At 37.9% G+C, this 26,989-nt stretch carries 23 protein-coding genes; 6 read left to right on the forward strand and 17 right to left on the reverse strand.

What is annotated here, in order from left to right:
• Positions 1-29: 29 nt before the first annotated feature.
• A complete protein-coding gene (locus SPK86_RS04385; protein WP_330948724.1) occupies positions 30-1,040 on the forward strand; it encodes a FecCD family ABC transporter permease in 1,011 nt (336 codons plus the stop codon).
• Positions 1,037-2,044 carry a FecCD family ABC transporter permease gene (locus tag SPK86_RS04390; RefSeq protein WP_330948725.1) on the forward strand — a complete coding sequence of 336 codons (1,008 nt, stop codon included), beginning with the start codon at positions 1,037-1,039 and terminating at the stop codon, positions 2,042-2,044. The genes SPK86_RS04385 and SPK86_RS04390 overlap by 4 nt, the downstream gene beginning before the upstream one ends.
• Before the next feature lie 57 nt (positions 2,045-2,101).
• Here SPK86_RS04390 and SPK86_RS04395 read toward each other — a convergent pair whose 3' ends face one another.
• The 6 genes from SPK86_RS04395 to SPK86_RS04420 all read right to left on the reverse strand — a co-directional run bounded on the left by SPK86_RS04395 (position 2,102) and on the right by SPK86_RS04420 (position 6,785).
• Positions 2,102-2,902: a DUF4097 family beta strand repeat-containing protein gene (locus SPK86_RS04395; protein ID WP_330948726.1), complete on the reverse strand. Its 801-nt coding sequence runs from the start codon at positions 2,900-2,902 to the stop codon at positions 2,102-2,104.
• A complete protein-coding gene (locus SPK86_RS04400) occupies positions 2,895-3,455 on the reverse strand; it encodes an HAAS signaling domain-containing protein (protein ID WP_330948727.1) in 561 nt (186 codons plus the stop codon). The genes SPK86_RS04395 and SPK86_RS04400 overlap by 8 nt, the downstream gene beginning before the upstream one ends.
• Entirely contained in the window at positions 3,448-3,771 is a 324-nt protein-coding gene (locus tag SPK86_RS04405; RefSeq protein WP_284140534.1) for a PadR family transcriptional regulator, read from the reverse strand. Before SPK86_RS04405 ends, SPK86_RS04400 begins: the two co-directional genes overlap by 8 nt.
• 209 nt (positions 3,772-3,980) lie before the next feature.
• Positions 3,981-4,544, reverse strand: coding sequence for a hypothetical protein (locus SPK86_RS04410; RefSeq protein WP_284140533.1), 564 nt, complete (start codon positions 4,542-4,544; stop codon positions 3,981-3,983).
• A gap of 9 nt (positions 4,545-4,553) precedes the next feature.
• Positions 4,554-5,723 carry a ParM/StbA family protein gene (locus SPK86_RS04415; RefSeq protein ID WP_284140532.1) on the reverse strand — a complete coding sequence of 390 codons (1,170 nt, stop codon included), beginning with the start codon at positions 5,721-5,723 and terminating at the stop codon, positions 4,554-4,556.
• A gap of 336 nt (positions 5,724-6,059) precedes the next feature.
• On the reverse strand, positions 6,060-6,785 hold the full coding sequence (locus tag SPK86_RS04420; protein WP_330948728.1) for a GNAT family N-acetyltransferase: 726 nt from the start codon (positions 6,783-6,785) through the stop codon (positions 6,060-6,062).
• A gap of 211 nt (positions 6,786-6,996) precedes the next feature.
• On the opposite strand from SPK86_RS04420, the gene SPK86_RS04425 reads away from it, so the two are divergent.
• Positions 6,997-7,677 carry a DUF421 domain-containing protein gene (locus SPK86_RS04425; protein WP_284140530.1) on the forward strand — a complete coding sequence of 227 codons (681 nt, stop codon included), beginning with the start codon at positions 6,997-6,999 and terminating at the stop codon, positions 7,675-7,677.
• 109 nt (positions 7,678-7,786) lie between these two features.
• Here SPK86_RS04425 and SPK86_RS04430 read toward each other — a convergent pair whose 3' ends face one another.
• From SPK86_RS04430 to xylA, 8 genes are all read right to left on the reverse strand, one after another.
• Positions 7,787-9,127: an APC family permease gene (locus SPK86_RS04430; RefSeq protein ID WP_284140529.1), complete on the reverse strand. Its 1,341-nt coding sequence runs from the start codon at positions 9,125-9,127 to the stop codon at positions 7,787-7,789.
• Positions 9,128-9,138: 11 nt separating this feature from the next.
• Positions 9,139-10,833, reverse strand: a complete 1,695-nt coding sequence (locus SPK86_RS04435) for an FAD-dependent oxidoreductase (protein WP_284140528.1) — start codon at positions 10,831-10,833, stop codon at positions 9,139-9,141.
• Between the two features lie 109 nt (positions 10,834-10,942).
• Positions 10,943-12,256 carry a YeeE/YedE family protein gene (locus tag SPK86_RS04440; RefSeq protein ID WP_284140527.1) on the reverse strand — a complete coding sequence of 438 codons (1,314 nt, stop codon included), beginning with the start codon at positions 12,254-12,256 and terminating at the stop codon, positions 10,943-10,945.
• A 476-nt stretch (positions 12,257-12,732) separates the two neighbouring features.
• Entirely contained in the window at positions 12,733-13,764 is a 1,032-nt protein-coding gene (locus SPK86_RS04445) for an aldose epimerase family protein (RefSeq protein WP_284140526.1), read from the reverse strand.
• A 113-nt stretch (positions 13,765-13,877) separates the two neighbouring features.
• Complete coding sequence (locus SPK86_RS04450; protein ID WP_284140525.1) at positions 13,878-15,620, reverse strand: methyl-accepting chemotaxis protein; 1,743 nt, start codon at positions 15,618-15,620, stop codon at positions 13,878-13,880.
• A 180-nt stretch (positions 15,621-15,800) separates the two neighbouring features.
• On the reverse strand, positions 15,801-16,784 hold the full coding sequence (locus tag SPK86_RS04455) for an aldo/keto reductase (RefSeq protein ID WP_284140524.1): 984 nt from the start codon (positions 16,782-16,784) through the stop codon (positions 15,801-15,803).
• 119 nt (positions 16,785-16,903) lie between these two features.
• Positions 16,904-18,403, reverse strand: a complete 1,500-nt coding sequence (xylB, locus tag SPK86_RS04460; protein ID WP_330948729.1) for a xylulokinase — start codon at positions 18,401-18,403, stop codon at positions 16,904-16,906.
• A gap of 79 nt (positions 18,404-18,482) precedes the next feature.
• Positions 18,483-19,805, reverse strand: coding sequence for a xylose isomerase (gene xylA, locus SPK86_RS04465; protein ID WP_284140615.1), 1,323 nt, complete (start codon positions 19,803-19,805; stop codon positions 18,483-18,485).
• A 208-nt stretch (positions 19,806-20,013) separates the two neighbouring features.
• On the opposite strand from xylA, the gene SPK86_RS04470 reads away from it, so the two are divergent.
• The gene (locus SPK86_RS04470; RefSeq protein WP_284140522.1) at positions 20,014-20,637 is read left to right on the forward strand and encodes a YesL family protein; all 624 of its coding nucleotides are present in this window, start codon (positions 20,014-20,016) and stop codon (positions 20,635-20,637) included.
• Positions 20,638-20,706: 69 nt separating this feature from the next.
• On the opposite strand, the gene SPK86_RS04475 is transcribed toward SPK86_RS04470, so the two are convergent.
• From SPK86_RS04475 to SPK86_RS04485, 3 genes are all read right to left on the reverse strand, one after another.
• A complete protein-coding gene (locus SPK86_RS04475) occupies positions 20,707-21,528 on the reverse strand; it encodes a carbohydrate ABC transporter permease (protein ID WP_284140521.1) in 822 nt (273 codons plus the stop codon).
• A 13-nt stretch (positions 21,529-21,541) separates the two neighbouring features.
• Entirely contained in the window at positions 21,542-22,420 is an 879-nt protein-coding gene (locus SPK86_RS04480) for a carbohydrate ABC transporter permease (RefSeq protein WP_284140520.1), read from the reverse strand.
• Positions 22,421-22,516: 96 nt separating this feature from the next.
• Complete coding sequence (locus tag SPK86_RS04485) at positions 22,517-23,833, reverse strand: extracellular solute-binding protein (protein ID WP_284140519.1); 1,317 nt, start codon at positions 23,831-23,833, stop codon at positions 22,517-22,519.
• Between the two features lie 266 nt (positions 23,834-24,099).
• On the opposite strand from SPK86_RS04485, the gene SPK86_RS04490 reads away from it, so the two are divergent.
• Together SPK86_RS04490 and SPK86_RS04495 are read left to right on the forward strand one after the other, a co-directional pair.
• Complete coding sequence (locus tag SPK86_RS04490; RefSeq protein WP_330948730.1) at positions 24,100-25,284, forward strand: ROK family transcriptional regulator; 1,185 nt, start codon at positions 24,100-24,102, stop codon at positions 25,282-25,284.
• A gap of 87 nt (positions 25,285-25,371) precedes the next feature.
• Positions 25,372-26,988 carry a glycoside hydrolase family 43 protein gene (locus SPK86_RS04495; protein WP_330948731.1) on the forward strand — a complete coding sequence of 539 codons (1,617 nt, stop codon included), beginning with the start codon at positions 25,372-25,374 and terminating at the stop codon, positions 26,986-26,988.
• Position 26,989 lies beyond the last annotated feature (1 nt).

Genomic DNA, 26,989 nt, shown 5'->3' on the forward strand with positions numbered 1-26,989 from the left:
ATCTAAACATGAAAGATGAGCGATGCACGATGAAAAAGAAACAGCGACAACCGATACGATTTACATATCAAATAATTATAGCGCTCGTTTTATTAATCGGAGCGTTTATATTATCCATGTTATTTGGAGCCGCAGACACGACATGGCGGGATGTATGGCAAGCATTTACTCCAACAGGAACAGGTGAAAAGGTAGCCATTCTACGTGAAATTCGTTTGCCACGTGAAGTAGCAGCAATATTTGTCGGAGCGGCTCTATCTGTATCTGGTGCGATCATGCAAGGAATGACTCGAAACCCGTTAGCAGATCCTGGCCTACTTGGACTTACAGCTGGAGCAAATGCCGCACTTGCCATTACATTAGCATGGCTCCCAAATCTAAACTATTTTGGAATTATGATTGCTTGTTTTATCGGTGCCGCACTTGCAGCTGGCCTTGTTTTTGGTATCGCATCGTTAAAAAGAGGAGGCTTTTCTCCTTTTCGGATTGTGTTAGCAGGTGCTGCAATATCCGCATTTCTTCTTGCGGTAGCTGAAGGAATTGGCATCTACTTTCATCTTTCAAAAGATGTTTCCATGTGGACAGCCGGTGGACTGATTGGAACGACTTGGGAGCAGCTGCAACTCATCGTACCCTTTATCGTAATTGGTATCGGTCTAGCGCTGGTTTTTTCCAAGCAATTAACAATATTAAGCTTAAGCGAAGAAGTAGCAGTTGGTTTAGGACAAAAAACAACACAAATCAAAATGATATTATTTATTATTACTACCTTTCTTGCTGGTGCCGCTGTTGCTTTAGTTGGAAACATTGCTTTTATCGGGTTAATGGTTCCTCATATTGTGCGTGGAATTGTTGGGACAGATTACCGTTATATTATTCCGATATCAACGATAACAGGAGCTATCTTTATGCTGCTTGCAGATACGCTTGGAAGAAATATTAACCCGCCATATGAAACACCTGTCGCAGCGATTATTTCGATCATGGGGCTTCCTTTCTTTCTATTTATCATTCATAAAGGAGGCAAAGCATTCTCATGATACATGCTACATTAAGAAGAAAACAACGAGTGATCGTTTTTTGCCTTATCTTTCTTATCATTGCTACGAGTGTTATTAGCATCCGACTTGGAGCTTTTCCGCTTTCCTATGATCGCATAATACCGACCATACTTGGAAATGGATCATTTAAAGAGGAGTTTGTATTATTCTCCATTCGTTTACCTCGAATGATTATTACGTTACTAGCAGGAATGGCACTCGCTTTATCTGGCTCTATCCTGCAAGGTATTACACGCAATGATTTAGCCGACCCTGGCATTATCGGAATAAATGCTGGAGCAGGTGTGGCGATTTCGCTTTTCTTTTTATTTTTTCCGATTGAAGCAGGGGCCTTCATCTATTGGCTACCACTTGTTGCTTTTTTAGGTGCGATACTAACCGCTACGTTTATTTATATTTTTTCCTATCAAAAGCATGTAGGATTAGCCCCGATTCGTTTTGTATTAACTGGGGTCGGACTCTCATTAGCGCTATCTGGCGTCATGATTATGCTCATTTCTACTACAGAGCGTGAAAAGGTAGCCTTTATCTCTAAGTGGTTAGCAGGAAGTATATGGGGGACCGATTGGCCATTCATATGGGCATTGCTGCCATGGCTTGTTCTTCTTATTCCTTATACGTTGTATAAAGCAAACCGTCTCAATCTGCTTGGATTAAGCGAACCTGTAGCCATTGGCGTAGGTGTTTCGATAGAACGTGAAAGAAGAAGCTTACTAATTGTCGCGGTCGCATTAGCAGCTGCTGCGGTCTCGGTTACAGGCGGGATTTCCTTTGTTGGATTAATGGCGCCACATATTGCGAAAGCATTAGTGGGAACGCGAACACAGCAATATCTCCCTGTCGCGATTTTAATAGGCGGTTGGCTATTATTAGTTGCCGATTTAGTCGGACGCAACATGGCGAGTCCAGACGGAATTCCAGCAGGGATTATGATTTCTATTATTGGTGCTCCATACTTCATCTATTTGTTACTTCGAAAATAAATAAGCTCCCACACAATCTACTGTGCTGGGAGCTTTTATAATTGTACTTCAAGACACTTATTTAGTTACATCAATCTTGCCATTATCTGTGGACAGCTGAATTAAATTGTCACCATCTCCAAACACAGCATTCTCACTATATTTGTTAAATATATTCACCTTTCCATTGGAAACACTTACGGCAAACGTTGCGTTTTTCGGCTCACTTGCTGCCTTGATTTTAATTTTTCCATTATTTGTTTCAAGTGCAATTGGACGGTCTAAATCATCCGTTTCTAAATATATGGAACCATTATCCGCCTCTCCAATTAGCTCTCCACTCACTTCATCTAATTGAATTCGACCGTTATTCGTCTTCGCTACTAACTTTTCTGTCTCCAGCTTATTCAATTCAATTCGGCCATTGCTCGTTTCTACTTCCATATCCTTAACAACTAAGTTGCTTGCCTGTATTTTCCCATTATCCAAATCAGCGGACAATGCCTGGTATTCCTTCTCTGGCAAATACACATGTAATATCATCGAGTGAAAATTAAAATCAAAAAACTGGAAAAACTGGCGTTGCTTTGTTTGGATCTTTAAATCCTCTCCATCTAGCTCTACCTCCAATGTACGATTGGCATTCTTTTTTGCCGTTCCAGTCCATGTAATACGGATATCTTTTTCTTTTGTTGGCGAAATTCGAACGGTCTCATTATCCGCCTCCACCGAAATACTAGCAACGTTTGTTGCATCAACAAACTTTTCCGTTGCCACCTTTTCTCCAGTATCTCTGCTACCAAATGTGACAATGCTGCCAATTGTTCCAACAATAATAAAAATGATTGCTACCATAACGAGTTTCTTTACATTACGCATCCTTTAAGCCCCCCTTCACAAAACGCACGTTAAAGTGTAAATAACGAACAAATCCTTTCATAAAAAACTGTGTCACATACATCATGGCAATGACAACAAGCAGACCTAGACCTGTTAATCCAATGGCAACAAACAGGTTAAACCAATTAAATGATTGTGGATGTAGTAGTGTATCCAATGCGAGAAGCAGAGGCGAGACGATAAAAGCAAGTCCAGATACCCATCCGCCTACAAGCACACCAACTAAAGCAATAAATGGACCAAGTACGATAACTAAATTAAAAAACCCTAGACCAAGCACTGCCCATACTGCACGAAACATATTTCCAGCGGAAGTCTTCTCATCCACTTGATCGAGATGGTAGGAAGCAAGCAGTTCTTTGGAAATCTGTGCAGGAGAACCAAGAGAAGCTGCAATTTCTTCCTCACTTTTTCCTTCCTGCAAGCCAAATTCAAAATGCTCCTCAAAATCATGAACAATATCAGTTCGATCATTTGCTGGTAAACGTTGTAACGATTCGGTTAATTTATTAATAAACTGTTGTTTATTCATCCGTAACACCCTCCTCAATAATTTGATTAACTCCCTTAGTAAATTCATGCCACTCGTCAATGAGCTGGTATAAATATTTTCTACCGTCTTCTGTGAGACGATAATATTTTCGTGAAGGGCCTTCTGTCGATTCCTTTAAATACGTTGTAAAATACTTCTCCTTTGCTAATCTTCTTAATAATGGATACACCGAGCCTTCTGAAATGGCAATTCGATCAGAAATTTTCTGAACAAGCTCATAGCCATACCTATCCTTTTTATCAAGTAAAGCAAGCACACATATTTCGAGCACGCCTTTTTTAAACTGAATATTCATCGCTCTTCAACACCTCTTTCACTACTATATATTACACAGTACCTTAATAAAAATAATACCTCACTACCTAAACATTACCACACACTACTATTCATTGCAAGGTACTAAATAATATTTTTTTCAACCATGTTATTTTAAAAAAGCTGTTCATGCGGAAATGTTTCTTTTCCAATACATGAACAGCTTATTCCTATTGTTTTAGGCACCGGCTATTTATTCATTTCAGCTAAAAAATCTCCAAGTAAATCTTCAAGCTCTTCTTCCGTATCTTCTTCCTGTGGCTCCATTGCTTTGTCTAATGTAAATGCTTCAACATCCGCATGTTCGCTTCCTTCAGAAAAAGCGGGCTGACTCCTTTTTTCATCGGCTAAAGAATCCTCCCTTTGCCCCAGCTCCTTTTCCTGTAAAAAAAGCGCCTCATCTATATCTAGCGCACGGCTATTTAGCCCCGCTAATAACGCGGTAGCTCGCACTGGATCAGAAAGCAGATGATAAACGATGCTCCCAAGCAATGCCTCGGAATGCTCATGCTTTAACCAATCTCGCTGAGCCTTGGTTAGCTTATTCGGAAGTGGGATTGTAATTGATTCCCGTTCCTTTGCATACGCATTCCCCACACCTTGTAAAACATAATCAGCAATTTTACTAGAGAAATTGCGCCGCTCTGTTTCTTTTAAATGCTGTAAATGCTTTAGCAGATGATCTGGCGTATTGGAGGGAACACGAAAGGAAATCGCCTGACCGCGCTGTATCCTTGTCGAACGATTCGTCATAGCATCACCTTATTTCTTCGCAGTTTCCTTAGCTGCCTTTTTTTCCTGTTTTGTAGCAAAATCCTTGATCAGCTTATAATACGCATTTGCCATCATCCAAATACTTTCCTTTTCATCCTCAAAAAAGTCGATATTATATCCATCAAGATTGTTATTCATTGTTTTTAAATATTCCTTTAATACATTGGATCCACCACCAACAAAGTAGCAAATTTCAGTTTGTGAATTTTTCTGCCATGTATTACGAAGCAAGCGATACTGCCGCTTTGCAAGCTCTAATAGTATACGATCGGTAATATCATGCACACTTGTACGGCTGCCCTTCACCATAATATGGTTTCGGTCCTTTTTTCGCGTAATAATATCAACGACATCTTTTCTACTATCTAACTCTACCCCGTGCTTTGACAATATTTCATCACGTATTGCCTCTAGTGACTCCGATACACCGAGATTATAGCCTTGTGCTTTATCATCATCAACGGTTCGATTCTTAATTACCGCGATATCCGTTGAAAGCCCACCAATATCTTGAATAATAATCCGCTTATCAATTAATTCCTTGTTAATGATTTTCAAGTCATTATCCATCACGAGATTAATAAATGCCGCAAATCCCTCGGGATATACTTTTACATCTTTAAATTGCAGGTTTACTTTCATACCTTGGTATTTGGGAGTCACTAAAAATTCAATCTGGTGCACAGACCCTAATAGCTTTGAACGGTATCCTGCATCCTTACCCTCCTTCGCTTCTCTAAGCGGCAAGCCTGTACCTAGCATGTATGTAGCGTCAATACTATTTTTCTTTTGTGGAAAAATTGCTTTATTTTCTTCTCGCACTGCATCTAACGCTAGAGTCGTAAATAACATCACAAGCGTTTGATCTTCATCCGCCTTACTACTTCCAGGGTCAAGCTCTGTCGCATTACTGCTTTTTGCCGCTAACGAGCCAACGCGGTAAATGGCGGTATTTTCTTTTAATGCCGGAGAATGCACACGAACGTGAATACCCTCCAACGGATTTTTACTATTTAACTCTTCAATCCCGATTACCGGACGGTCTTCGATGTCATGTGCCATAATATTCGGGATGTTAACTTCATAATCCATCTCTCCAAATATCGCCTTTACGGAATCATTTCCAACATCAATTGCTGCTAGTCGTGTATTTGTCATCCATCCATCATTCCTTTACTAATAAATAAGCACGATAAATAACGTATGTGCTTATATTAAGCGTATAGGGCATGTACACCTCATTCAATACACTAGCGCAAAATTAAATATAACTGTAATGCTGTAAACAATCTGTAAACTGTACTTATTTTGTAAACAATTGCGTAAACAATGAACGTTGCCACTCAAAACATCTGCCATTCCAATAAGTAAACGCATTTGTAAACTTGTAAACATTTTTGTGTACTTTTGTCTACAAAACGTAAACAAGCAAACAAAATCGTAAACAAACAAAAAAGATGATGGCATACTTTTCCATCATCCTTTAAATTATTTCTAGTTGTTTCTATCAATCCGATAAATACCCTTTTGATCGCGTAAATGGCATCCATTTTTTTCAAAGATGCGAATCATACCCGTATTATGCTTATCCGTGCTTCCAACATAGTAGGACGCTCCTACTTCTTTTTTTAATAGGTGTAAAGCATGCGTATGTAGCCTCGTACCTAATCCTTGTCCGCGTACCTCTGGAAGAACACCAAAATAAAATAATCGGCCTTCCTCTACTGTATCTGCTTCGATATGTGGGATACTGATTCCGAGCGGTTCCTTAGTTCCCGCGCGTAAAAAATAGTAACAGTAGGAACGCCAATCCCTTCCAAGTTCGCTTTCTAACGACTTCATAACCTCATCCATTGGCTGTTGCTTGTTTTTATTGGCTGACCCTGAACGGCATTTAGCATATAAATCTTGAAACTGAAGATCGCTTATCTCTCCACCTGCTAAAGATTGACACTGAATAGCTTCATCTAAAGGAGGAAGCTTAGCAAGCGAACGTGTATATTCTACAATGCTAGACACCTTGTGAAATCCTTGCTCCACAAGCCAGCCTTCTATTCCTTCATCCATTAGTAATGATAGATAACTAACCCGCTTCGATTCCCAAGCAGTCAGTAGTCTTTCAAGCTGAACTCGATATTCAAGAAGTTCTGTACCCTTCACTTTCACCTGATCGACAAGCCAATAAGCTGGTTCGTTTTTAATAATTTGATATAAATGCATGCTATCCCCCAATTCCATTCAATCAAGATTCTCCTCACATAGCTAGCAGATAAGGTTGATAGAAGTCGAAAACGAAAGCAATCGTAGTCACTTTTTTCTATTGCTATTGTATCATTGACCGTAATCCCTTTCATCTTTGTTCATGTATATAATTCTGCTGAACTGGAGAATATTCTAGTAAGCTATCATGCTAGATTCGGAGGAGTTATATATGGAGTTTGCGTATTTCACATCCGTTAAGCTAATCATGGGATTTTTTATACTTTATTTATCTGTCAGAATACTTGGCGGAAAGCTCATTGATAAAATAACCCCTTTTCATTTTATTTCAGCGGTTGTCTTGGGAGAATTACTCGGAAATGCCGTCTATGAAAAAAGTGTATCTGTATGGCATGTGATTACGACCGTTTTTTTATGGGGGATTTTGCTTTTTATTATGGAATGGATTGCCCAAAAGTCTTTATTCTTACGCACCCTATTTGAAGGAAAACCGAAAATGATAATTAGAGAGGGAAGGATTAATTATCAGCAAATGAAGAAAAGCCGCATGAACCTTAATCAGCTACAAAGTCAGCTGCGCCAAGACGGGATTTTTTCTCTTCGTGAAGTGGCCTATGCATTCATTGAGCCAAACGGTACAATTAGCATTTTGAAAAAAGCATCCTATCAATCGCCTACTGTAGGAGAACTTGATATGCTAACAAAGCCTGCCCACTTACCTATAACGCTCATTCGCGACGGCCAAGTAATGGAAGATAATTTAAATGAAATGAACAAGAACCATGCATGGTTAAAAAATCAGTTGTTCGCTCATGGAATTGCTACGGAACGTGATGTCTTTTTTGCCGAGTGGTTAGAAACAGATGGTCTCTATATCGTTCGCTATACGTAAATACACGAACGAAGGAAACTGCATGGAAACCCTGCGGGAAGAATAGGTACAAACTTAAAGTGCCAGGCTAATTTATTCATACAACAAATTAGTCTGGCATGTTTCTAGTTCAATTATCTTTTTCGGTAAAGCTCGTTTTATTTACATACTGCTTATAATAGAGAAATCCGATGACACCCCAAATAGCCATAAAGACTATGGAAGGTCTACTTAAAAGACCTGGAGAGCCTGGGATGATCAATAAGCCAATAAAACTAATACTTATAAGCACACCAACGAACGACAAATATTTGTCCAGCTTTTGTGCTGCCTTTTGAAACCCAATCCAACAAACATACAAATAAGCAATCGCCGCTAATAAGGATGACATATCAACAATATAAATGATCACTTCTCGGCCGAACCATGGCGCGATTAAGCTCATGATAGTTACAAATATGATGCTCTTATGGTGGACACCTTGCTTATTTTTAACCGTATATTTCGCATGAAGCATCCCATAGGATGAAAGCGCAGAAAGCAATTTACTACTGCTAATCATAAATCCATTAATACCGCCTGAAACAGCCGTTGTTAGCGCAATAATCAAAAGCAAGAACCCAAACATGCCAACATGATGTAAAACCGCCGAACCAAGCGCCCATTCCTGCGCACCTGCTTGTTCTGGTGCATATGCAAGGCCAGTAATTATATTTAACATCGTATAGACGATAATCCCGGAGAAAATAGCAAGCACTGCTACCCTTGTTGCCTGTTCTCGTTTAAACTTTAAATCTGTGACAACCTGTGGAATAACATCAAAGCCAACGAAAATAAAAGGAACAATCGCGAGCACCTTAGCGACCTCCCCAAAGCTAAAGCGGTAATTCACCACATAATTTTCTACGAGTGTAGCTGTCCCTGCTTTCATTCCCATAGCTATAAAGACAATGACTACATTCACAAGCAAGAAAAGCACCATCACATTTTGGACATTCGAGCTTTTTCGAAGTCCCCGAATGTTAATCAGCGCAAATAAAATAATGACGATACTGGCAATCAAAACATCAGACAAATAGACGGGGTAACCCGCTACTTCATAAAGATAAAAAAACTCCACCTTTGATCCGAACAATATTTTCATTACTAATACAAAGGCAGTAGCATTAAGAGGTACGATACTTAAATAACATAAAATCAAGGACCAGCCAACGATGAAGCCGTGCTGTCTTCCCATATTTTTATACGCATAGGAAAATTCCCCACCATCTTCTCCATGGTGCTGCATCATAATGTGATAGCCTTTTTGAATAAAAATTATCGCTACTCCACCGATAAACAGGCCAATTGCGGTATTGATGACACCAGATTGCTGGAGAAACTTCACACCTGGAAGTGTGAAGGATCCCCAACCAATAATGGAGCCTAATACTAAGCTTAATATATCGTAACGACTTAATTTATTATCCATAACGCCCACTTTTATTTGAAGTTATACGCAGTGACAATTTTATCTCGGCCTGTTACTTGATCATTAAAGTATTCGTAGAGACAAATCCCTAAATATGAACCAGATATATTGATTACATTTGTATACCCAAGATGCTGTAAAGCCATTACTGCATTGTAGCTACGTTGACCTGAACGACAATGTACATACACTGGCTGATCATGTGGGATTTCATCTAATCTCTCTCTGAATTCACTCAATGGAATATTGACAGCATTGATTAAATGACCTGCTTCATATTCATGCTTTTCACGTGCATCCATGATAAACGCATTACCTTCAACGAGCTCTCGTACTTTTGATACAGGAACTTGCCTAAATTGTCCATTTAAAATATTCAAGGAAACAAGTGCTGCGAAGTTAACAACATCCTTTGCTGTACCAAACATTGGAGAATAGCAAAGCTCTAATTCCTTCAAATCCTCTAAGGTGCCGCCCATTGTGATCATCGCTGCAATTACATCTACGCGCTTATCTACATTTCCTTTTCCAATTGCTTGAGCACCTAATATTCTTCCTGTTGGGTATTCATAAAGCAATTTAAAATGGATTGGGTTACTATCAGGCATTAGACCAACCTTGTCACCTGGAATCACATAAACAAAATCATAGGAAATACCTGCTTTTTGTGCATCTTTTTCATTTAAACCAGTAGCAGCCGCATTTTGCTCAAACACATGAATACAAGAAGAACCAATCACTCCCGTGTTCCGATGTGGAATGCCATACATATGGTCTGCCGCAGCTCTTGCCTGCCGCTGGGCAGGACCCGCTAATGCAAGCCGTGTTGGTTCATGTGTAAGACGATGAAACACTTCAATCGCATCGCCAACCGCATAAATATGGGGATCACTTGTAAGATAATTATGATCAACCTTAATGCCACCTGTTGTGCCGATTTCAAGCCCCGCTTCTGTTGCCAAGGTTGTTTCAGGCTTTACTCCAATAGCCATGACTACTGCTTCTGCATCGACTTTTCTTCCAGACTGTAGTTCGATATAACCGTCTCCAACCTTTGCTAAACCATTACTTAAAATAAGCTGTACACCTTTATCGATCATTTCTTTATGCAAAATTTGCGCCATATCATAATCAAATGGAGCCATGATTTGATTGTTAAATTCCACTAGAGAAACATTGTAGTCAGCTAAACGTAGGTTTTCCGCGACTTCTACACCGATAAAACCACCACCTATTACCGCCACGTTTTTTACTTCTTTTTGTTGAACAAACGCATTTAGCTTCGCAATATCAACGACATTACGGACGGTAAATACATTCGAACGTTCAATTCCTTCTAATGGAGGTACAATTGGATTTGCCCCTGGAGAAAGCACTAATTCATCATAGCCTTCATCATAAACTTCACCAGAAGTAAGATTTTTTATGGTAATCGTCTTTTCTTCGCGATTCACCTTTAATACTTCACTATTTACTCTAGCTTCGATATTATACTGCTTTTTAAATTGATTCGGATTCATTAAAACGAGATCATCACTGTTTTCAACAATGCCACTTAAATGAAATGGTAGTGCACAGTTTGAAAAAGAAACATGTGGTCCACGCTCAAACATGATCACCTCGGCATGTTCATCTAGTCTTCTTGCTCTTGCTGCAACAGAAGCACCACCAGCAACGCCACCAACAATTAAAATACGTTTACCCATCTCTTCTTCTCCTCTTTTCACATTGATTTGCATCCGTCTTTTTTCTAAGCTGTTTAAACACGATCCGCTTTTCACTTATTTTATCCAGCTACTTTCCTTTTTACTTATCTTAGAACAATCGTTTTGCAACCGCATTACCAACAATCGCACCTAATGCTAGGAAGATAAAGAATATCCAACCAGAAAGCGAGAAGTTCGCAATTGGTGTATAAAGTGCCCCAACATTACATCCGTTTGCTAAGCGTGTTCCTACTCCCATTGTGATTCCGCCAAGCGCAAATAGCAATATTTCTCTTCTGCGAATATGAACGCCTGAACGAAAGACTTTTTTGAATTGACCAGCTGTTAATAAAAAGATAATGGTTCCAAGTAGAATTCCGAAATTCTGTACTGATACCCCATGCTCGAAAAATGGTAATACATACGGATCAGCAGACATATGCGTAAAGGATGCTATGGATTCTGCGGGAACGCCAAATGCCATAAGAAGCTTTCCGAACCAAATTCCATAAGGTGTAGAAGCTCCCCACCCAGCCTTCGTAACACCCATTAACAGAACAAATAGAACACTGATTACAATCGCACCTTGTTTTAATGTCCAAGGCTTCACAAACATACGATTATACGTTGCTGAGCTAAGCAGCTTGTAATCCTTGCTATCAAAATCCACTTGCATATCCTGAACATTCTCTGTTAATACGCCATGGTAGGTGTTTTGTTCTTTCCGTCTTTTTTCATAGCGATATGCAAGGAAAACAACGATTCCACAAAACAATCCAGTTAATAGTAAGGCTCCTAAATATCCGCCTAGACCGTCCCACTTAAACAGGTCCGGCAAGTATACACCGCCTTGTAATTTACTGCCAACCTCCGTAGTAAAGAGGGAATTGTTAATCCAGCTTGCTGTGTGTTGAATCGGAAATGCGATAAATATACCAAAACCGAAAAATAAAAGCGTAATAAATGCTCGAGGCAACCCGGTTACTAAATCGGTTAATACACCAGATGCACAGCATGATGAAAATGCCATACCAAAACCAAAAAGTAATCCTCCAAGCACCAACCCTACGTTAATTGGATTAATCCAAAGGTCATAACTTGTAGGGTCTGCATTAAATAAGAAAGTCGTAACTAATAATGTAGTAAAAAAGAACATAAAAGCCATTGCTCGAAGCAATTTGGTTGAACCAGTCGTATAAGCACGATTAATACTACCTGCAAAGCCTGTATAAGCACGAGATAGCGCATACCCAAATCCTACCCCGACTAAAAGTCTAAAAAATAGCATGTCGGTTTTTAATAATGTACTTCCTAAAATTAAAACAAAAATAATAGCAATAAAACCGAATACATACTCCATGTTCAACTTCCTTAAGCCTTGCCCTTGAATCACAGGTTGTTTTTCCACTTGTGCTTCCATCATGATGACTCCTTTCAAAACCATGTAATTTATTATGTGAAACACTTCACATATTTATATTAAATCCACCCTCAAAGTTAGGCAATATGTTACGTTAAACATTCACATTAAGTTCAATACTTCACAATCTTTCTGAGATATAATATTTATATAATAAGTAATTAGAAACCTTTCAAAAACCTCTTAAAATAAAGGTTTGTTGGAAATTAGTAGTCATTTATCTTAGTAAAAACTAACAAAAAATTGCTCTAAAAGGGGGATTGTCAAGCTAACTGCTTAGAAAAATATGATTTCCTGACATGATATTTTATATACAGATATGGTTATTTATTCATGTGATTTTAAGTGGTTTTAAGCGAAGAAAATTAAAAAAGCTGTTAAGCAACAACCAAAAATGATCGTTGCTCAACAACTTATTAAAAGTGCACATATACTTATTAGGTACAGTATTTCTTTTTCAATCTCCTCTACTGGCACTCTTACCAGCTAAAGCTAAAGGTTGTTTTTTTATCATAGTATTGGTTTGGCTGTAATGTTATCGATGGAAAACCATTATGATGTAAAGAAACTGGAGATGCTTGAGTTTCCAAACATACACCCATATACTTTCTAGAAACTCCTTCATGTAAAGGATGACCTCCTGCTAAGTTATTTGCAGTATACATCACCATACCTGGTTGGTCTGTCTCCATCTGCATCGTTCGACCACTCGCTTCCTCTGATAGCAGCACCTGCTTCTGTTTAGAGCAATCGAACAGAAAATAATGATCATATCCATTCCCAACTCGTTTATTTTGTTCATTTCCATGAAGAATTCCATCCTGAAGAAGCCTTCCCTGACAAAAGTCAAATGGAGTGCCCTTGACAGGCAATTTGCGGCCTGTAGGTATACTTGCTTTATCTAATTCTAGAATATGATGACTTTTTATAGTTATACGATGGTTCAAAATTGTATCCTTTAGATTTCCACTTAAATTAAAATATGAATGGTTCGTTAATGTGAGTACTGTCAACTTATCACTCACAGCACTGTAATGTACTGATAATTGGTTATAATTATTCAAAGTATATGTAACCCTTACCGTTACATTTCCTGGGTATCCTCCTTCACCGTTCGGACTTACATGCTGAAGTTGAACACCAATTCTATCTTCGCTTTGAAACGTTTGTGCATCCCAGATAACCTGATGAAATCCTACACTAGCACTATGTAGATGGTGGTGTCCTTCATTTTCCTCTAACTGATAGCAATTTGCTCCTAACTGAAAGGAAGCCTCTTGGATTCTTCCTGCAACTCTGCCTATAATTGCTCCAAAATAATTCGAATCATTCTTATAATCTGCCAGGTTCTTATATCCAAGCACAATGTTTTCTAAATTGCCCTGCTTGTCCGGAACGAGTAGCCTCGCAATAATACCTCCATAATTTAAGATGCTTGCCACCATTCCATTTCTATTAACCAAATTAAACTGCTTCCATTTATTTTCTAGGCTGTTAATTGTAATTTTCACCGTAATACCTCCGCTGCCATTCCTGTTGTTGCTTCATTTATCCTCAAAAACTTTCTACACTATCAGAAGTAAGTTATCTCCATAGTAAGAGGCCTTATTTCGTATAAATTTGACTATAATTGAAATACTTTTATCTCCTCATTCATTTCCATTGCCAGCTTCGATAATTCGTTCGCACTATGAGAAACCTCTTCCATTGTGCTCGAAGACTGCTGTACTGAAGCCGTTGCTTGTTCCACACTTGCAGCTGATTCTTCTGAAACTGCTGCAACATCCTCAATCAACTTACTCATTTCTCCACCACGAAGCGCTACTTCATTTAAATTTATTGATATGCTCGAAACCTTTTCAGCTACCTGTGCAAAAGAAGAATTAATTTGTTCAAAATTATTTCCTGTTTCTTGTACTTGTATTATTCCTTCTTTTACTTCCTTATAGCCATCTCCTAATGATTGGACAACATTACGTGTTTCCATTTGGATATTGTTGACGATGCTAGTAATCTCATATATTGAGGCTGTCACTTGTTCTGCTAACTTCTTCACTTCATCTGCAACAACCGCAAAGCCCTTACCGTGCTCTCCTGCCCGCGCAGCTTCTATTGCTGCATTAAGCGAAAGTAGATTAGTTTGATCAGCGATATCCTGAATAACATAAACAAGGGTCGAAATCTTTTCTGATTGTTTATCAAGCCCCTTTATTTTCTCAACAGCCGTAGTCATAATTACATCAATTCGTTCCATTTGCTTGATTGACTGCTGCATCAATAGGCTTCCATCATTAGTTAAGCGTTGAACGGATGTTGTTGAATCAACAATCATTTGACCATCCTTATTTGAACCATATACTCGCTGTAAGAATTTCTTCATACTTTCTGCAAGCTCAGCCGATGCATGTGCCTGCATTTCAATACCTGAAGCCAGTTCCTCCATTGTTGAAGCAATTTGTTTCCCAGCCGCTTTTACTTCCGAAGCAGATTCGTTTAATGCTTCACTTCTAGTAGATACTGTATTTGATGCAGTCGCTACCTTTCGCACAATGTTATATATGTTTTGCTTCATACGATTTGATGTAGTCGCCAAACTACCTATTTCATCCCTTCCTTCATAAGCAATCGCTGCAATTGATAAATCACCATCCGCAATCTGCGCTGTTGTATCAACAACTTTCTTTAATCGCTTGGAAATAAAATGACTAACTATAAAAATACTACTCATTCCAATAACAATCGTTATTATAATTACTATACCGAACGTAACAATACTATGAAGGATACTCCTGCTAGCATGCTGAACCGTGTTATCTTGATGTTTATTTACGATTTCAATTAATTGATATACAAGCGCTATACTAGATTCTTTTATGGAAGAAGCATTCAATCGAAAAGTGCGTGCTGCATCGACATTTCCATTCTCAATAGCTGGCATAATTTCTTCATAAAAAATTTTATCCATTGTATTGCTCTTATCAATTAGTTCTTTAAAAATACGCTGTTCCTCTTCTGTATGTAAGCTAGATTTTAACGCCGTTTCTAATTCTTTTAATGCTGCCTGATTTTGTTTAAAAGAAGAAGCAATATCCTGACTTTGTACGGCTAGATAATCAGCAATATTCCCGTCTTTAATTTGAATCAATAAAGCCATCTCTGAAATTCCCTTTGTTTGTTTACTTTGTGCTTCAATTGCCACAATACTATTCTGTGCACTACTTAATTGAAAATAGATGATTGCTCCAGCAAGTAAGAACAGAAAAATCGTGAACAAGTATACAATTGAGTATTTTGTTCCAATCCGCAAATGCTGCCAACCAAGTTTATTAAAGATATAGTTACAAGTACGTTTCCTTCTTTTTTTCAATTTTCCCCCTCCACATTCGCATCATACTAGTGAAACTTTAATCAGTGAGGATTCGTTCATCTCCCCCTGATTGTTGGTTGAGCATAACCGAACATTTGACGTTCAGTTTGAACCTCACTCAATCTTTGTGTCTTCACATAGAGGTCTTACTACCAGTTGTATGCAAGATGATTGAAGAGATTAATAGGCCCCTCTAATATACGGCTTTACTTCTAATTCATAAAATCTTCTTAATTTTTCTAACTCATCATCCTGATATGCTTTGACTGCAAGAGCTCCCACATTATCCTCTACCTGGTGTTTATTTCGAAAGCCAGGTATGACACTAGTAACTGCCTCCTGTTCAACAATCCATTTCAAAGCCGCTCTCGTCATATTGTCTCTACCTTCCGCTATCCATTCGAGCTTTCTACTTAATTCGACACCACGAGCAAATTCAATTCCTGCAAAGGTTTCTCCAACATTGAATGCAGCTCCATCCTTATTGAAATATCGATGATCATCACTCGCAAATGAAGTCTGTTCTGTAAATTTACCCGTCAATAAGCCACTAGCAAGTGGCACACGTGATAAAATACCAACTTCTTTTTCTAAGGCAAGTGGAAATAGTTTTTTTAACGGCTTTTGCCGGAAAAGATTAAAGATCACTTGTAATGAACTAGCATTCGTATGCTCCAACACATACAATCCTTCTTCAACAGTTTCAACGCTTACACCATAGTAACGAATTTTCCCTTGAGTCTTTAATTTTTCCAACGTGTCAAACACATGACCTGCCCGCAAAATATCCATCGGTGGACAATGAATCTGGTATAAATCAATATACTCTCTTTGTAATCGCTTCAAGCTTTGCTCACAATAATTTGTTACCACTTCCTCCGAATAATTAGTTGGATCATGGATATCTCCTGCTCGACAAAATTTGCTGGCAATGTATATCTCCCCTTCTTTCCCCTTTGTCGCTTTTGCCAATAATTCTTCACTATGTCCATCTCCATATACATCTGCAGTATCAAAAAAATTAACACCTAAGTCGATTGCACGCGCTAAGCCCTCTAAAGCATCATGGTCATTTGTTTTTCCCCATGCACCACCAATTGCCCATGTTCCAAAGCTTAAAGCACTTATTTTCATTGCTGTGTTTCCAAGCTCTTTATAAAACATACTTCCTCGCCCTCCAATTCTTTCAATGTCCAACCTCATCTATTAACAAAAAACGTTAAAAAGGTCATCCGAACCATACATATATGCACAATCTCGGATGACCTTTTTTCTTTTTAAGCCTAACTTCGGTACGGTACTAATTTTTTGTTTAAATCTTTTGTTTGACGATATATATCTTTATATAGTTCAAATAAAGATTGATATACAGCGATATTTTCTTCAATCGGAGTAATAACCTTTTCTACCTGCAAAAATTGGTCTGCACAAGCAGCTAACGTTTTGAACCATCCACATCCATAGGCAGCTAACATCGCTGCCCCCATGCCTGGGCCCTGTTCACTTTTTAACTTTACAACTTTAGCATCGAAAATATCTGCCTGGATTTGAAGCCATACGTCACTTTTTGCTCCTCCACCAATAGAAACAATAGTATCAATCGTCTTACCACGCTCACGAAAAATCTGAACTGTTTCATTTAATGAAAATGTAATCCCTTCTAAAACAGCACGTACAAAATGCTTCTTCCCATGAGATGCATCTATTCCGATAAAGCTTCCCCGAATAATTGAATCAGCATGCGGTGTTCGTTCACCTACTAAATATGGGGTAAATAACAGACCATTTGCACCAATTGGAATCATTTCTAACTCTGCCAATAATTGATCAAATGATTCATTGTTTGCAAATGTTTCTTTAAACCAGTTTAAGCTATAGCCTGCAGCTAATGTAACACCCATTGTATAAAACACATCTGGTGCTCCGTGGTTAAAATAGTGAACCTTTCCTTGGAAATCTTTATCGCCTGCTGCCTCATATGATAAAATTACACCTGAAGTTCCAATACTACATAATGTTGTTCCATCCGATAGAATACCGGCTCCAATCGCACCGCATGCATTATCTGCACCACCTGCAAACACACTCGTGGTTGAAGATAACCCTGTCTCCTCGGCAATTTCTGCTGTAATATACCCAACTTCCGCATCAGACCTCACTAATGGTGGACAGAGTTCTAAGTCAATGTCTAAGAGCTCACACAATTCAGTACTCCATGCTTTTTTTCTAATATCCAATAGCAATGTTCCAGCAGCATCAGAGTAATCCGTATGCAACCTTCCAGTTAGTCGAAAACGCACATAATCCTTTGGCAACAGGAAGGTGGCAGCTTGTTCAAAAAGCGCTGGCTCATGCTCCTTTACCCACATAATTTTAGGCAAGGTTAATCCTTCAAGTGCCGGGTTCTTTGTAATTTCCAATAATCGTTCCTTCCCAACAACTGCTTGGATCCGCTGGCACTGCTCAGTTGTACGAGTATCATTCCATAAAATTGCATTACGGAGGACTCGATTCTTTTTATCTAACAATACAAGACCATGCATTTGCCCAGAAAAGCTGATTCCTTCAATTTCTTTCGGATTGCCTCGAAAAGTTAGAAGTAATTCCTTTAACCCAGCGATTGTTTGCGTAACCCATTCCTCTGGATCTTGTTCACTGTAGCCTGTTTTTTCTTGAATTAATGTAAGAGACTTTGAGACTTCTTGAACTACCTGTCCAAGCTGATCAACCAGTAGTAATTTAACCGCACTTGTGCCAAGGTCAATACCAATGACATACCGCATACGAGCACCTCATTCCATGCTAAAATCAACTAGCCAATACTGGATGGAATTAAAAACATCCCCTCCAGCGCTTATCTTATTATTTGTTAAATGCTGTTAATAAATATCGATTAATGGTAGCTTTTATTTCTTCTAGACGACCTGATTTATTTTCGATAGTTGTAAGCCCTAATGCATATTCTTCTAACTTATGAAAATCGGTTTCTCCATCTACAATCGCTTTACCAATTCCTTTTGTATAACTGCTGTAGCGTGTATCAATCACTCGCTCTAATACGCTATCATCTAATAATTGCTGAGCAACCTTTAAGCCGATTGCAAAGCTATCCATTCCAGCGATATGCGCATGAAATAAATCCTCCGCTTCAAAAGAACCACGACGTACTTTGGCATCAAAATTCAAACCTCCACGTCCAAGGCCCCCATTTTTCAAAATTTCATACATTGCTAGTGTAGTTGAATACAAATCTGTTGGAAATTCATCTGTATCCCAGCCTAGCAATGGATCGCCTTGATTCGCATCAACGGAACCAAGCATCCCATGAATCCGAGCATAACGAAGTTCATGCTCAAAGGTGTGGCCAGCAAGCGTAGCATGATTTGCTTCAATATTGAATTTAAAGTGGTCTTGTAAATCATTTGCTTGTAAGAAGGCGTAACCACTAGCAACATCGAAATCATACTGGTGTGTAGTAGGTTCTTTCGGCTTCGGTTCGATTAAAAACTGTCCGTCAAAGCCGATTTCTTTTGCGTAGTCAATTGCCATATGGAAGAAACGTGCTAGATTGTCTAATTCTAATTTTAAGTCTGTATTTAAAAGTGTTTCATAGCCCTCTCGTCCACCCCAGAACACATAGTTTTCAGCACCTAGCTCTTTTCCAACCTCCAACCCTTTTTTAGCTTTTGCTGCTGCATAAGCAAAAACATCAGCATTACAGGACGATGCTGCACCATGGACATAACGTGGATGTGTAAACATATTGGCCGTATTCCATAATAGCTTCGTTTTACTATCCTTCATATAGTCTTTAATCATCGCAACAATTGTATCTATATTTTTATATGTCTCACTTAAGTTACTTCCCTCTGGAGCAATATCTACATCATGAAAACAAAAATAAGGAACTCCAAGCTTTTCAAAAAATTCAAAAGCCGCCTCAACTCTTGCTTTTGCTAAATCCATTCCACTGAACTTATCCCAAGGTCGAATCATTGTACCTGCACCAAACGGATCACTTCCATCCTCCGTAAAGGTATGCCAATATGCGACCGCAAAGCGAAGATGTTCTTCCATTGTTTTTGCTCCAATTTTTTCTTGCGGATTATAAAATTTAAATGCAAACGGATTTGTTGAGGATGCTCCTTCGTATTTAATGTTTGATATGTCTTTAAAATATGCCATCATTTCTTCCTCCTTCAGTATGCTGAACACGATTAATGTAATTGTTTTCAATTTCTATTGTACCAACGTTCAATAGTTTGTACAATCAACAAACTAAGTTTTAAAAAAACAAGCTTACCTCTGTTTTCATGCAAAAAAAGAATGCTTCCTTTATAATAAATGCATATTCTCATCCTAAGCGTTACAACCAAAGAGTGGAGGTAATATAATGAATTTATTTAGCAGTACACTTTATCGTATGATGGAATGGATCTCTCGTTTTGCCTATCTCAACCTTCTATGGATTCTTTTTTCCTTACTTGGACTTGTAGTGTTCGGTTTATTCCCTGCGACAATTGCAGTATTTGCTATTATGCGAGATTGGTTAAGAGGCTCAACTGATAGTCCAGTTTTTCAATCCTTTTGGAAATACGTTAAAGCTGATTTTGTTAAAAGTAATCTCATGGGACTTTTTGTTGTTGCTATCGTCCTGCTAATTCGTATAGATTTGTATTTTATTCAAATGAATATTGATGAAAATGTGACTTGGATGAACATACCTTTATTTGCATTCATAGTTCTATTTCTCCTTTTTCTATTTTACCTATTTCCTTCGTTTGTACATTTTGATTTGAATATTTTCAAACTAATTAAAAATGCATTCCTCATTATGCTCATTAGTCCAATACATAGCTTTCTTATCATTTTAAGTATCGGATCGATATTTTTTCTTTTTAAACTAATTCCTGCATTGGCATTTATATTTGGCTCAAGTATCTATGCATTTATTACCACTTGGCTATGCTTAGACGCTTTCCGAAGAATACAAATTAAACAAAGTAATGCTTCATAATAGAAAAAATTTTCATCTGCTATGGTGCTGTGTAATCGTAATGATTCACAGCATCAAACAAATTACCAACTATCCTTTAATTGCACTTGACGAAATACCTTCAACCACTTTATTACTAAAGAAAACAAAGGCTAAAAGAATGGGTAAAACACTAATGATCAATGTGGCTCCAATAGCGCCCCAGTCAGTCATATACTGCCCGATAAAGTTTTGAATTCCAACTGTTAAGGTTTTATACTTGTCCGAGCTAATAAATGTATTAACAAATACAAATTCATTCCAGTTGTAAATCATATTGATGATTACGGTGGTTGAAATAACTGGTCCTGTCATTGGTAAAATTATTCGGAAAAACATTCGATGAACGGAACACCCATCAATAATAGCCGCCTCTTCAATTTCACGAGGAAGTGTGTAATAAAACCCAAGCAGAATCATCATCGTAATTGGCAAATTATAAGCTGTATACGTAATCACGATGGACCATGGGCTGTCGATTAAGTTAACTTTTAAAAACATGCTAAAAAGTGGGATGATCGCAGAATGGATTGGGATCATTAACCCTACCATAAATAAGCCGAGTACAAGCTTGCTTAGCTTCCATTGCATTCTAGTAATAGCAAACGTAGCCATACTCGCTAGCACTACAGTTAGGATAATTGCTACAGCAGTTATCCAAACACTGTTCCAAAAATAAACACCTATTCCCCCATCCCAAACCTTTTGATAGTTTTCCCATCTAAATTCTGTTGGCAATGCAAATGGAGAGCCAGCAAAAATTTCACGGTTATCCTTTAAAGAAAAGAGGAATAACCATATAATCGGAAAAATTTGAAACAATGCTACAATCGCTAAAAAAACATATAGCAAATAATATCCTATTCGATTCATGATTGATCCCCCATTAATATTGAATTTCGTCTTTCGTAGCCGTTAGTTTACGAATAATCACCGTGACAATTAAGGTAATGATTAGCAACAGGAAGCCAATTGCACTTCCATAACCGAAGTCATTACTTGCAAATGCCAATTTGTACATATAAGAAGCCATTACTTCACTTGCCCCATTTGGTCCGCCACCTGTCATTACATAAATTAAATCGAAGTACTTTAATGAACCAACTATAGCGAGTACAATTGTTACTTTCACTATACCTTTAATTAACGGTAATTTAATTCGATAAGCTATTTGTAAAGGAGAAGCCCCATCAATCTTTGCTGCTTCAATAATCGATTCAGGTATGTTTTTTAATGCAGCATAATAGATAAGAATGTAGAAGCCAGCATATTGCCATAAGATTGGGATAAAGATGGCAAATAAAACAAAGCTTGGTTCAGCAAGCCATGCAGGCGGATTCTCTATACCTAGCTTCATCAGTACATAGTTTAACATCCCATTTGTAGGATTAAATACCTTAATCCAAAGCTGGGCAATCGCAACTGAAGATAACAGCATTGGAATTAGATATATTTTTCTTAAAAAGTCTGCTCCTTTTAATTTGGAAGCCAGTATCATCGAAATCATTAAATATATTGCTAAACTCAACGTAGAAAAGAATGCTAGTAATGTAGAATGCCATGCACTACTCCAAAACTTCCCATCTACGATTGCATTTTTATAATTTTCCAGCCCAATAAAACTCATATCCCCTATTCCATCCCAGTCCATCAAGCCATAATAGCCTGTCAAAACAAGCGGAATAAAGATTAGCACTCCAATTAATAACAAGGCTGGAAGCGTATATATTGCAATGATCCATTTATTGGACATCACTTTATTCATTACATTCAACCCCATATCATTTAATAAGAGGACATCCTTTCGGGAATGCCCTCTTATTTTTTTTACTTTCACCCGAAAGAAATTCGATATTATTAATTATTCTTTAGAAAGAGCTTCTTCATGAGCTTTTACAAATTCCTCCGGTGATGCATCCTTTCCGAATAGCGCTTGTATTTGGTCTAAATGAACCTGTGCTGTATCCGAACTCATTTGTACATCTGCATATAGGGTGAGATTTGTTGCATTGTTTAAATCATTTAAGACATCCTCATACATTTGCGGAAGATCTAACTCATTCGGATCCACCTTTGTTGCTGGGATAACACCAACATCCGTGACCGCTCTTGCTCCCCATTGCTTTACAAAAAAGGATGCGAATTCTTTTGCTTCTGCTTTTACATCTGAGTCTTCAGAAACAAACAACCCTACCCCAGGACCACCTACAAAGCTATTCACATCGCCATTTCCATCGACTGTAGGAAATGGAAAGTAACCAACCGAATCTCTAAATGATTGTGGCACGTCTTCATTCGTCGTGTAGTTTGGTAAATCCCAAGTTGCTATTAAATACATTGCAGCCTGTTCATTCATAAACATACTTTTTGCTTCTTCATCAGACAATCCATTAAAACCTTTTACAAATGCATCCATGTCCACTAAATTCTGAATCTCCTCTGCAGCTTGTACAAGTGCCGGGCTTTCGAACGATTCTTCTCTATTAATTGCTTTTGTAAGTAATTCCCCTCCACCAATTCGATCCGCAAAATACATATACCACATCGAACCAGTCCAACGATCTTTATTTCCTAAAGCGATTGGAGCAACACCGTTACTTTTTAACGTTTTTACAACTTCCTTAAATTCATCATATGTTTTCGGTACATCAAGACCATTATCGTCAAAAATTTTCTTATTGTAATATACAGATACAATATTTAATTCTAAAGGTAAACCATATGTTTGCCCGTCAATCGCATATGCATCTGTTGTACCTGCAACAAACTCATTACCTAATCCACTATCAAGTATATCATTTAATGATGCAAATTTATTTCCGCTTACATATGGCGCTAAATATCCAGCAGCCCAAGTCATTCCGACATCAGGTAGTTCATTAGAAGTAGATAATACCTTAATCTTATCTTTATACTGTTCATTACTTAAAACTTCTACATCAACCGTTACATCCTTATGCTCTGCTTCAAAATCTGCAACAATGTCACTCACAATTTTATGGTGTTGTGCAGAGCTTCCTTCCGGCCAGAGATGCATAAATTTAACTGTTTTTTTATCTCCGGCATTCTTTCCGCCTTCTGTTGATTCATTATCATCTCCAGATCCGGAACATCCTGCCAATACCAAAACAAATAGTAACGCGGACAACAATAATGATAACGCTTTCTTTTTGCTCATCGTACCCCTCCTAATTTTTGGTCGGCATATAACCGTTAAATTTAGAATATCACCAATAACATAGTTTGTCTAGTGGATAAACTATGTTATTTTTATGAAGATTATGGTATGATTAGTTCAAGAGCTAGCCTAAATGAAAACGATTTACTTTCACTCCTTATTTGGAAGATAATTTAGAGCTAAAATAACATCCTTATTTTTCTTCTCACCAAAAGAGTGAAATGTTCTAATAAATAAAAAATACGAAAAGAGAGTTGATGTCCAGAATGAAAACAACCCAAACATGGAACCAGCACGTTGTTAAAAAAGAAAATAAAACACTCGTACTTGAGACTATTAAAAACAATAATCCTATTTCAAGAGCAGATATTGCTAATATGACAGGTTTAAACAAAGGTACCGTCTCCTCACTTGTTAGTGAATTAATTGATGAAAAATTAATTAATGAATCTGGTCCAGGGAAGTCAAAAGGTGGTAGAAGGCCTGTCATGCTGCTTTTTAATGAAGTAGCGGGTTATACAGTCGGCATTGACCTTGGCGTCAATTATATATTAGGGATATTAACAGATTTGGAAGGAAACATATGCCAAGAAACAGCTATCAGCTTTCAGGATCTGTCCTATCAAGAAATTCAAGATAAGCTATTCCAAATTATTGACACCCTTATTGCATCTGCCCCTTCTAGTCCGTATGGCATTATAGGCATTGGTATGGGTGTGCCAGGCACAGTTAATTTACATGGAGAAATTTTATTAGCACCTAACCTGAAATGGAAAAATGTTCATATAAAATCTATTTTAGAAGAAAAGTACCATGTTCCCGTTATTATTGAAAACGAAGCAAATGCAGGAGCATATGGAGAGAAGAAATTTGGAGCAGGAAAAAAATATAATCATATTATTTATGTAAGTGTAGGAATTGGACTAGGTGTAGGATTAATTTTAAATGGACAATTGTATAAAGGAAATAATGGATTCTCTGGAGAATTAGGACACATGACGATTGAAATGAATGGAAAAGAATGCCGATGTGGCAATCTTGGTTGTTGGGAATTATATGCATCAGAACAGTATTTGTATGAAACAGCTAGTAAACCTAACTTCCCGATTCCGCCTAGTGAAACCATTAGCTTAAATACACTGATAGCATTAGCTAAAAAAGGAAACAAGGATACAATTCATTTATTTGAAACGCTTGGCGACAATTTGGGGATTGGATTAACTAATATTGTAAACATTTTTAATCCTGAGCAAATTATTATTGGGAATCGGATTACCGCAGCCAAGGAATGGATTCAAGAACCAATAAACCATCGTATGAACCGAGCATTAACCTTTCAGCAAAAAGATTTAAAAATTGATTTTTCTTCTTTATCAAAGCATTCCAGTGCACTTGGTGTTGCTGCATTTTCTGTAGAAAACTTTTTCAATGGATATTTAAAGCAAGTTTAATCATACATGCTGAAGTCGAGAAAGCTAGTAATTTAATGTATGCATTAAATTCGCTATAAAAAATAAATATGAAAAGGTGGATCAACAATGACTATAATTCAGAACCCAATCTTGACTGGCTTTAATCCTGATCCAAGTATTTGTCGTGCAGGAGAAGACTACTACATCGCCGTTTCTACTTTTGAATGGTATCCTGGAGTCGGAATCTATCATTCGAAAGATTTAAAGAATTGGCGACTTGTTTCAAGACCACTCAATCGTTTAAGTCAATTAAACATGATTGGAAACCCTGATTCAGGTGGGGTATGGGCACCACAGCTATCCTACAGTGATGGTATGTTTTGGCTAATATATACGGACGTAAAAGTAACAGAAGGACAGTGGAAGGATTGTCATAACTACCTTGTGACATGTGATACGATTGATGGAGAATGGTCAGAACCTATTTATTTAAATAGCTCTGGATTTGATCCTTCATTATTTCACGATGAAGATGGAAAAAAATACTTAGCTAATATGTTTTGGGATCATCGGATTGGGAATCACAATTTCTATGGAATTATTTTACAGGAGTATAGCGTTGACAAGAAAAAGCTTATTGGTAGATCAGAGATCATTTTCAAAGGAACTGATATTAAACTAACAGAAGCTCCACACCTTTATAAAATAAATGGGTATTATTATTTATTAACCGCTGAAGGTGGTACGAAATATGATCATCAAGCAACTATTGCTAGATCCAAGCATTTATGGGGACCTTATGAGGTACATCCGGAAAATCCATTACTAACAGCATTTTCAAATCCACGAAATCCATTACAAAAAGCTGGACATGCTTCGATGGTTCATACACATACTGATGAATGGTTTCTAGTCCACCTTACCGGTCGGCCCTTACCACGAGACGGGCAAGCTTTGCTAGACCCTCGTGGATACTGTCCACTTGGTAGAGAAACTGCGATCCAGCGTCTCGAATGGAAAGATGATTGGCCATATGTTGTGGGAGGGAATCAGCCAGCGCTTACAATTGAAGGGCCGGCAATAAAAGAAATAAAGTGGGAAAGCGATTTTAAGGAGAAGGATCACTTTGATACAGAGAATTTAAATCTTCACTTTCAAACACTACGCATTCCTCTAGGCGAAGAAATTATATCCCTAAAGGAGAACCCTGGACATTTGCGAATTTATGGAAGAGAGTCATTAACGTCAAAGTTTACGCAAGCTTTTGTTGCACGACGCTGGCAGCACTTTAACTTTATTGCAGAAACAAAGGTCGCTTTTCAACCTGACTCATTTCAGCAATCTGCTGGACTTGTAAACTACTATAATACGCAAAACTGGACATCGTTACAAATTACATGGCATGAAGACAAAGGAAGAATACTTGAGCTCATGACATGTGATAATTTTACTTTTGATCAGCCATTGAAAGGAAGGGAAATTTGCATACCTTCTCATATACAATACGTTTATTTACGAGTAGAGGTTAACATAAATCACTATCAATACTCCTATTCCTTTGATGGTGAAAAATGGATAGATATTCCAATAGTTTTAGACTCCTATAAGCTATCCGATGATTATATTCAAGGCGGCGGTTTTTTTACTGGTGCATTTGTCGGAATGCAATGCCAGGATACGTCTGGACAACGTAAGCATGCTGATTTTGACTATTTTATTTATAAGGCAAGCCATAGTAGATAAC

The sequence above is a fragment of the Virgibacillus sp. MG-45 genome (genome assembly GCF_036409425.1).
Classification (GTDB): domain Bacteria; phylum Bacillota; class Bacilli; order Bacillales; family Amphibacillaceae; genus LDC-1.